Source organism: Winogradskyella epiphytica, assembly GCF_003217215.1.
In the GTDB taxonomy this organism is placed as follows: Bacteria; Bacteroidota; Bacteroidia; order Flavobacteriales; family Flavobacteriaceae; genus Winogradskyella; species Winogradskyella epiphytica.
Window position 1 is genome coordinate 1 of record NZ_QJTD01000013.1, and the last position, 9,145, is coordinate 9,145.

The 9,145-nt window shown below is 31.9% G+C and carries 6 protein-coding genes; all 6 read right to left on the reverse strand.

What is annotated here, in order from left to right; all coding sequences use genetic code 11:
• Positions 1-108: 108 nt before the first annotated feature.
• Positions 109-714: a hypothetical protein gene (locus tag DFQ11_RS14330; protein WP_146221544.1), complete on the reverse strand. Its 606-nt coding sequence runs from the start codon at positions 712-714 to the stop codon at positions 109-111.
• A gap of 173 nt (positions 715-887) precedes the next feature.
• Positions 888-1,475 (reverse strand): hypothetical protein, encoded by a 588-nt coding sequence (locus tag DFQ11_RS14335; protein WP_110476572.1) that lies wholly within the window; start codon positions 1,473-1,475, stop codon positions 888-890.
• Positions 1,476-2,338: 863 nt separating this feature from the next.
• Positions 2,339-3,064, reverse strand: coding sequence for a hypothetical protein (locus tag DFQ11_RS14340; protein WP_110476573.1), 726 nt, complete (start codon positions 3,062-3,064; stop codon positions 2,339-2,341).
• Positions 3,064-5,034: an N-6 DNA methylase gene (locus tag DFQ11_RS14345; RefSeq protein ID WP_110476574.1), complete on the reverse strand. Its 1,971-nt coding sequence runs from the start codon at positions 5,032-5,034 to the stop codon at positions 3,064-3,066. Before DFQ11_RS14345 ends, DFQ11_RS14340 begins: the two co-directional genes overlap by 1 nt.
• Before the next feature lie 9 nt (positions 5,035-5,043).
• Positions 5,044-7,575 carry a DEAD/DEAH box helicase family protein gene (locus DFQ11_RS14350; RefSeq protein WP_110476575.1) on the reverse strand — a complete coding sequence of 844 codons (2,532 nt, stop codon included), beginning with the start codon at positions 7,573-7,575 and terminating at the stop codon, positions 5,044-5,046.
• Positions 7,576-7,835: 260 nt separating this feature from the next.
• A complete protein-coding gene (locus DFQ11_RS14355) occupies positions 7,836-8,468 on the reverse strand; it encodes a hypothetical protein (protein WP_110476578.1) in 633 nt (210 codons plus the stop codon).
• Between the last annotated feature and the right edge of the window lie 677 nt (positions 8,469-9,145).

The following is a 9,145-nucleotide window of genomic DNA, read 5'->3' on the forward strand; positions in this document are numbered from 1 at the left end:
TTGCTAAATCTGGACTAATATATGAGGATAGTTACAGAAGTTCTTTGGTGAGAAATTAATGCTTTTTTACTTGTTTTTTACCACAGTACTTTGTTGGCAACAGTAATTTTATTCGAACTTCATTTCAAATATTAAATAATGCTTTATTCCAAATTCTTGGCCCCAACTTTCAATGTCTTTTCCGCTACTTTCTACTGCACACCAAAATTTGTATCCGTCTTTTTCATATGGTAAAATATAAGCAAAAGCATAAAATGGTTTTCCAGTTTCTATTTTCACGTTAATTCCAACATCTCGTAGAGAATAATCATCCGATTCCGTTGCTTCATAAGTTCTTTCGTTTCCAAATTGCGGAAACCTAAAATTCACTTTAAGTTTTTTTTCTGATGTTTTTTTCGCCGTTACTTTTAAACTTAATGTGTCAGAATCTAATGGTTTCAAATATTTATCATTCGCTGTATTGACAATAGTATCTATTGTTTTTACTTTTCCGTCCCAAATTTCTTTAACAATTAGCGAATAGTTTTTACCTTTTAATTCTGCTCCTACGAATTTCGTTTTATAATAATCAATTTTCATAAAAGACAGAATATCCTGAAATTCTTGGTTTTCAGAACCATATTCGGTTGTCATTTTTATTGCATTGTTCTTTTCCTTCATTTGGGCAAAAGTCAACATTGGTAATAATGTTAAAATTAAAATTAGTTTTTTCATAGTGTTTTGAGTTTAGTGAGTTTTTTTTTATTGTTGCCAACGTGTTTGTATAAGATTAGTTGCGTGGTTTAAGCACCTAATTTAGCAAATACAAACCGAATAGAAAATCCGCGAGGATTTTCGTAAGCAAGCTTGCACCAGCAATTAATTTTATACGGTGTTGCCAACTGGTTTTATTTTTCCGTTTTGATTTTCTTTTTGTTCTCGTAACTAAACTCGTTCAATTCTTTTAATTCAGTTGCTATTTTCTCTTTCCATTCCACGATTTTTTGTACGTTTCGCCCGCTTTCAGTTTCTTTTACCAATTCCAGACGACTTTTAGAAAATTCAGTCATAATGTCGTTGTTGATTTGGTTTATAATGTCAAATCCTTTTGCGATTTGTCCTTTATTTTCCAATGCTCTTTTTCTAAATTTTCTTGCGTGAATTTCGGCAAGGTCAAATTGCATTTGTTGAAAGTCAATTTGTTTTTGAATGTCAGCAACTTTTGTGGTGTCTATCCAAGAAGCATTGCCAAAAAATATATTTTCTATTTTTTGATTCAGATTGCGTTTCATAAAGTCAAATCCGCCGATTGCGTGTGAAATCATAAATTGGCTGAAAACGAAATCATTATTTTCATCGCTGATTTTGATTTTAAAATCCTCAATTGTTAGTTTTTGGTCAGAACTCCATCTTTTTTGTCCTTCTTGTAAATTCTGTCCAAAGGTTAAGTTTAGTGAACTAATTATTAAAATCAGTCCGATTATTATTCTATTCATACGTTTTTTTTCAACTTGTTGGCAACGGCTTTGGCTATGATTTCGTTGCGGAAAAATACGCAGGATTTATTCCGTTGTAGCTTAAAGATAGAAAAAAGGATGGAATTTTCGGTAGAAAATTCCGCCGCAATGAATTATAGCCGTTGTTACATACTGTGGCGACACGCTCTGCTTGGAACGCTCTGCTATGCCGTCCACATAATTTTTTCCGCTTTACTCTTTTTCCGCTTTACTCTTTTTCCGTCCACTTTTTTTATTCAGCAATGCACTGATTTATTTTTAAAACGTAGATTTTAATATCTTTTTCTCGTTTACTTCAAATTTTTGATTCGACCTTAATTCCGCTTAATTTTTAAATTCGCTTTTTATTATTTTGAAGGATATTGTTTTATTCAATTTTTTTCAGCGTTGTGCTTTTCATTCCGTGTAATGTTTTTTCAATTTCGCAGATGGCTTTTTAAGTCAGTTGTTTTTAATAAAAAAATGATTTATTTTTTTCTCAAGTTTTTCAACCAGTCAGAAAGATTATTTGTCCGTTCTGCTTTTTATTCCGAGCCATTGTATGTAACGGTCTTGTGTATGAAACGTAGCGTATAAATAAACGCTAACTTTTCGGATTTAGCACGAGCCGAATTTTTTATTTTTATGTTTTATTTTCTTTTATAAATATAATCAAATAAAAAATTTGGCGTACTTTGTAAATATATAAAAACCTCTCGGAAAGCCTATAATAGCTATGTTTTATACACGTTGTTGTACACTGGCTTTTCTTTCCACAAACTTGCTAGCGTTGGCAGAAGACATACTCTTTTGCAATTTTTGGCTTTAGCATTGGCTGGCGCGAATTGCAAATGTGTATGGCTTTAAGCGTTGGCTTCTTCCTGAGCGTATTCCGTTTTTAATTCCTCAAATATCTTTTCAATCTCTGCATAATTCGGTTGTTCAGATAGTTGCGTTATGTCATAATCCAAACAAAATTCAATATCCTTTCGTGACATATAATGTTCGTGAATTAATTCCTCATTTATTTGTTCTTGAATATCAATATATCGTCTTTCTTCTTCGTCTTGACTGTCTATTAAAAACTTTTCAAAACCATCTTGAATCGCTGATTTAGTTTTCTCTTGAATTTCATCTGCAAATTTTAATATTTCAGTGATTTTTTCGTCAACTGTTTCTTGGGCTTTGAAGAAGATGTTTCCGTTACTGTGAGCTACGTCATTTCTCCTTTTTACTAACTTCTTGTAGTTCCCAATTTTTTCTTTACCTAGACCAAAAAATGTGAATAGTAAAAATATTCTACTTTCTCCTTCTGCACTAAAAGCAAATGGGGAACTAGCTGACCCAAAACAATCGTTAAAACCTAAGGTGATTTTTTTATAATCTTCTTGGTGAATTTTCTTGATTTGCCAAACATTAAAATATACAAAACTCATAAAAAGCATATGATAAGCCATAAATGAAAATTGGTATTTCTCATTATTGTAATTACTTTCAAAAGAATCCCACAAAAACTCAATATACTCTTGCTCGGTTTGATTTTTAAAACGAATGGGTAAATAGTTTAATATTTCGTATGCTTCTTCCATTAGATACCCCAGACTTTAGAAATACGTTCATTAATTGCATTTTCTTTTTTTTCGATATCGTTTTTTAAACTTTCAATACTTTTTATATGCGAAAATATTTCACTAACAATTTCTTTTTGCTTCTCTATTGAAGGCAATGGTATTTCAAGAGTTTTGAAATTCTTTGTAGAAAGCTCCTTAAAAGTTCCACCTGTTGCCATTGCATTCATTTTTTCAATTAGCATTGTCATCATAAAGGCAACGTAATCAGAATCTGCACGATTAGAGTCAACAATTATAATATTTTTAAAACCTTGATTAGTTGCACATTTCACTTTGTTTATAGCTATTCTGCCAATGGTTGCTCTTGTTGAAACTAAAATTGAATTTATAGGCAAGAGTTTTGCCGAAGATTTTTGAAGACCTAAATCAGTAATTTTTCTTTTTGTTGAATTAATTGTTGAAATTCTATCTGACGCAGGTAAATCGACTAGTGTAGCCCAATTTATTTCACCTTCCCAATATTCTTCAATTTTAGAACTTGGTGTACCTCCAGAAACAACTTTAAAAATTTCTTCATTTGATAATGAAACCATTTCATAATTAGAATTAACTTCTATTATGTTTTTGTACGATTCACCATTTAAATTATAGTTATTGTTTTCTAAAATTTCTTTTTTGTCTACCGAATGAGCAATTCCACTATTTTGAAATTCTGTATTTTCAATTATACTTTGCTTAAATAATTTAGTTGCTTTTATAGCTTCTTCTAATTGGCCACCATTTATTTCATTACGTTGTGAACCTAAACTGTAACCATCATTTTCTATATTAATAAACAGTATTTGAGTACTTTTTTTTGCTAATTCTTTGTCTAGTAAAAGAATTGAGGTTTTAACACCACTGTACGGATTAAAAACACCAGAAGGCAGACTAACCACTCCATATAAATAGTTTTCAACTAACATTTTCCTTAAACTTTTATAAGATGTTCCACTTTGAAAAATAACACCTTCAGGTATTATAATACCAGCTTTTCCTTTAGGTGTAAGGTGTTCTGCTATGTAGTCTACAAATAACACTTCACTGCGTTTACTCGGAATCGTAAATCTTTTGTGTGGTCTAATACCTCCTTTTGGACTCATAAAAGGTGGATTTGCTAAAATAACATCAAAATTATCATTCCAACGGTCTTCACTACTTAATGTATCATATTCAAAAATATGTGGTTCGGTAAATCCGTGTAAATATAAATTCACTAAACTCAATCGCACCATATCTGGTGATATATCATAACCAACAAAATTTTGAATAATCTTTTTCTGTTCGTCAGGTGTAAATTGATTATTGTTTTTTTGTTTTAGGTATTTAAAAGCAGAAATAAGAAAGCCAGCTGTACCACAAGCTGGGTCCATAATGGTATCTGTTTTACGTGGGTCTACAATTGCTACCAAAAAGTCAATAATGTGTCTAGGTGTTCTAAATTGTCCAGCATCACCTTGAGAACCCATTACTGAAAGTAAATACTCAAAAGCATCTCCTAGTTTTTCACTATGTGTGTATTCAAATTCTCCTATGGTTTTTAAAAACAGTTTTAGTGTTTCTGGGTCACGATAGGGCAGGTAGGCATTATTGAAAATATCTCTAAATAATTGAGGAATGTTTGGGTTTTTTTCCATTCCTTCAATCGCTTCCGAATACAAACGCAACATTTCAGATGCAGTTACTTTTGAGTCAAAGAGTCTATCCCAACTATAATTTGAAAACGGAATAGTTATTTCCTTATTTTCATCTTTTGGGTCAGGCATTGTGTAGTCTGAAAAGAATTTTGCTTTTCCACCTAGCTCAACAGCTTCTTTGTCCATATCTGCCATAAACTTGTAAATTAAGCCTATGGTAATTTGCTCTATCTGTGCTTTCGGGTCAGGAAGTTTACCAACTAAAATGTCTCGGCAGTCGTCAATTCTTTTCTTTGTTATAGTATCTAACATAAATATTTTTTAAGCAGCAAACTGCTCTAATTTTATATAATCTTTAATGTACACTGGAATCACTTCACGATATTTTGTTGCAACTGCCTTAAATTGTGAAATGGTTAGTGTAGGATTGGTTTGTAATGCTTGAAAATCTTTTGTTTCAATTATTTTTCGAATGTCTTGGTCAACGATGTAGGCTTTAAAAAAATATTTCAAAGCTCTAATGTTAATATCATTTTCTTTTGGTGGATAAATAGAAATAAATTTGTCAAATTCTTCTTCTAATAGTTCATCCTTTGATTTGAATTTTGGAATAATACCAAATACCTTTTCTACAACTTCACGAATAGAAATTTTTCTATCAATTTTGGCTGCTTTTCTCAGTTTTTCTAAATTGAAATATTCTTCTGGCTTATCAAATATTTCTGCTTGAATATGGCTAACAACGTGTTCCCAATTTCCAAGTTCTACGTTCTTTTTTATGATATCGTCCATTGCGATTCTGTTTTCAAATTTTTTGAAAAGCTCTCTGTCAATTCGCATTCCTTCATATCCAATTTGTTCTTCATTAACAGTTAAGATTGGGTCAGGTCTTAAACTATTGTATTTATCAATATCAATTCCGCTACCACCATTTTCACCTTTTCCGCTTTTAGGTTTTGGAAGCTTTAGTTTTTCGTCATAATCGAATTTTTCCTCAAAATATTCGCAATTAGCAAAGAAGTCGAATAGTTTAAATATTTCTTTTTCTTCTTTAATTGTTTCTTCTTCGTTGAGTTCGTTTTTATATTTATGAGTAAACGTATGTTTACGAGTTCCTCGCCCTTTAATTTGAACAAAATCGGCAGGACTGAATATTGGTCGCATCATACATAAATTAAGCAAGTCAGGACAATCATAACCTGTTGTCATCATACCAACTGTTACACAAATTCTAGTTTTACCAGTTTTATAACCTTCTAACCAAGATGATTTTCCATTAAGGTTATTATTTGTAAAATTGATAGTCATTTGTTGAGCATCACCAACTTGTGAAGTCACTTGAACTGCGAAATCTGAATTGTATTTATTTGGATATAATTGTTCTGCGAAATCGTTTAAAATTTCAGTTATTTTTCTTGCGTGATTTTGACTAACAGCGAAAATGATTGTTTTACCAATTTCTTTTGTGATTGGGTCACGCATAGCGTTTTCCAAAAACGTTTTACAGAAAACACGATTAGTTTTTTCTGAGAAAAACTTTTTCTCAAAATCTCTTGAAATAAAGGTTTCTGTTTCTTCGCCTTCTTCTGTTGTAATTGCAACAGAATAACCTTCGTCAGAAAGCAATTGTGTTGTTATTTCGGTTCTAGCATCCAAAACCCTTGGGTTAATTAGGAAACCATCTTTAACACCATCTAGTAAAGAATAGCGAAAAGTTGGGTCGCCACCTTCGCAACCGAAGGTGGCATAGGTGTCTCTGAGCAAACGTCTTTCGATTTCTCTTGGGTCGTTTTCTTTGACTTTGTCAATATCAACACTTTTTAAATAATCTTTTGGTGTTGCTGTTAATCCTAATTTGTAACCGTGAAAATATTCAAATACTGCTCTTGCGTTTCCAGAAATGGAACGATGAGATTCATCTGAAATTAGCAAGTCAAAATCGGTAGGTTTGAATTCGTATCTGTATTTGTTATTGAACATTAGAGATTGAATAGTTGTAACAACTATATCTGCTTTATGCCAATCGCTTTTATGTTCTTTATAAATAAATGTTGTATAATCTGGTTTAAGATAATTTGAAAAAGCTTTCCACGCTTGGTCTTCCAATTCCAATCTATCTACTAGAAATAATACTCGTCTTGCGTTCTGAGTTCTTAGAAACAATCTAATTACTCCAGCAGCAGTAAGTGTTTTTCCAGTTCCAGTTGCCATTTCAAAAAGGAATCGGTCTTTTTTATTCGCAACTGCTTTTTGCAATTTTTGTATTGCCTTTAATTGGTAATGTCTTAAAAATCGTAACCCATTATTCCAAACAAAGTCTTTACTGTCAATCGGGTTTCCTTTCCATTCAGGTCTTTCAGAGTAATCAGGCATTTGAACGATTGCAATAAAATCATCTTTGATTTCTTCGTTTGCCAATGATTTTCTGTCTGGATTCCATTCCTTGATTGCTCCAATTTCGCTTGGTGAAGGAAATTTATAAATCGGTTTAGGATTCCCTTTTTCTAAGTTCCAAAGGAAATGTACAATTCCATTTGATAGAATTATGAATTGAGCTCCTACAGTTTTAGCATATTTTCTAGCTTGTTCCTTTGCAACAAGAGGATGAAGACTTTCCTTTTTAGCTTCTAAAACACATATTGGTTTATTGTTACTGTCAACTAGTAAAAAGTCTAAAGAACCAGACTTTACTTTTTCAAAATCGTTTCCCCAAGCATCAACTTCAGTTTGGGTGATTTTTACGTGATTTTCAAGTAAGATATTCGCAGAACCTTGCTCATTGTCAAAAAACCTCCATTCCGCTTCTTCGAGCAGTTGGTTGATTTTTATTCTTGCGTGAGCTTCATTTTTCATTCTTTTAATTCGGTTGAGCGTTGGCTAAAATAGCTCTTTTGTTTTTTTTAGCGTTGGATTTGCTTTGAAAAAAAACAAATGTGCTATTTATGCGGCTGCCTTTGCGGTGTTTTCAGCTTGTGTACAACGGTTTTGTGTATGATTTCGTTGCGTGTTTAAGCACTAAAGTTAGCAAATAAATCACAGATAGAAAGTCCGCGAGGACTTTCGTAAGTAGGCTATAACTAGCAATGAATTATACACGTTGTTACCACACGTTTTTATAATTTTTCCATTTCTCCAAATCCATATGTTCTATCAGACAGGTTTGAATAATAGACATAATTTCCATTTTCAAGCACATCAATTATTTTGACATCTATTTTTTGTCCAATTAAATATTCATATTCTGGTTTAGAAACTTTTAAATAAGTCAGAACGTAATTACAAGGTGAAATCCACTCAATTTTATAAACTGATTTAGAGTCTTTGGTTTTCTCAATTTGTTTCCGCTTCCGTCTTTTAATTTTCACGTCTCGATATTCAGGATTTATATATCGATATTTTCCTTTTCCAAATTCCGCAACACAATTAGAATCCATTTCAGTCATAGACTCATATTTTGAATTCACAATGGTAAATGGATAGTCAAAACATTGGTTACTAAATTTACTTCCTGGTAAAAAGTCAATTCCTTTCCGATATTCAATAATCTGTTGGATTATGTCTTTGTTTTTATAAGTCGTTCTTTCTGGAATTTCAGTTACAGAGATTGTTTCTCCATTTTCTCCAATGCAAATTTTCACATAAAGGTATTCAACAACTTCGACGTCATCGACGAAAAAGTATTGCTGAATTTGAGCAAAAGTCAGAGAGGATTGTAAAATCAAAATCAGAAATATTGTTTTTCGCATAATTTTGGTCAAATGTGTGGTAACGTTTTTGTATAAAGAAAGTTGCGTTTTTGTGCGCGAGGATTTTCCGTAGGAAAATCAGAAGCAAGCAAAAAAGCAACACACTTTAATTAAGCACAAAATAGCAATTTTTTTTATACGGTGTTGCAAGTAGTAGTTTTTTTGTTCCGATTACTTTTATTTATCTTTAATCTGCTAACTTTTTCTAATTCCGTTTGAGTGGAAATTCCGTTTTGAGTGAGATTCCGTTTGAGTGGAAATTCCGTTTGAGTGAGATTCCGTTTGAGTGGAAATTCCGTTTGAGTGGAAATTCCGTTTGAGTGAGATTCCGTTTTGAGTGAAAATTCCGTTTGAGTGGAAATTCCGTTTGAGTAGAAAATCGGTAGAGTAAATTCAGCGTAATATTTGTTAAAAATCAGATTTATTTTATTTGCGAATTGTTTGCGTTTGAGTGATTTCCGCTATTACTTGCAACGTTTTTGTATAAAGAAAGTTGCGTTTTTGTGCGCGAGGATTTTCCGTAGGAAAATCAGAAGCAAGCAAAAAAGCAACACACTTTAATTAAGCACAAAATAGCAATTTTTTTTATACGGTGTTGCAAGTAGTAGTTTTTTTGTTCCGATTACTTTTATTTATCTTTAATCTGCTAACTTTTTCTAATTCCGTTTGAGTGGATA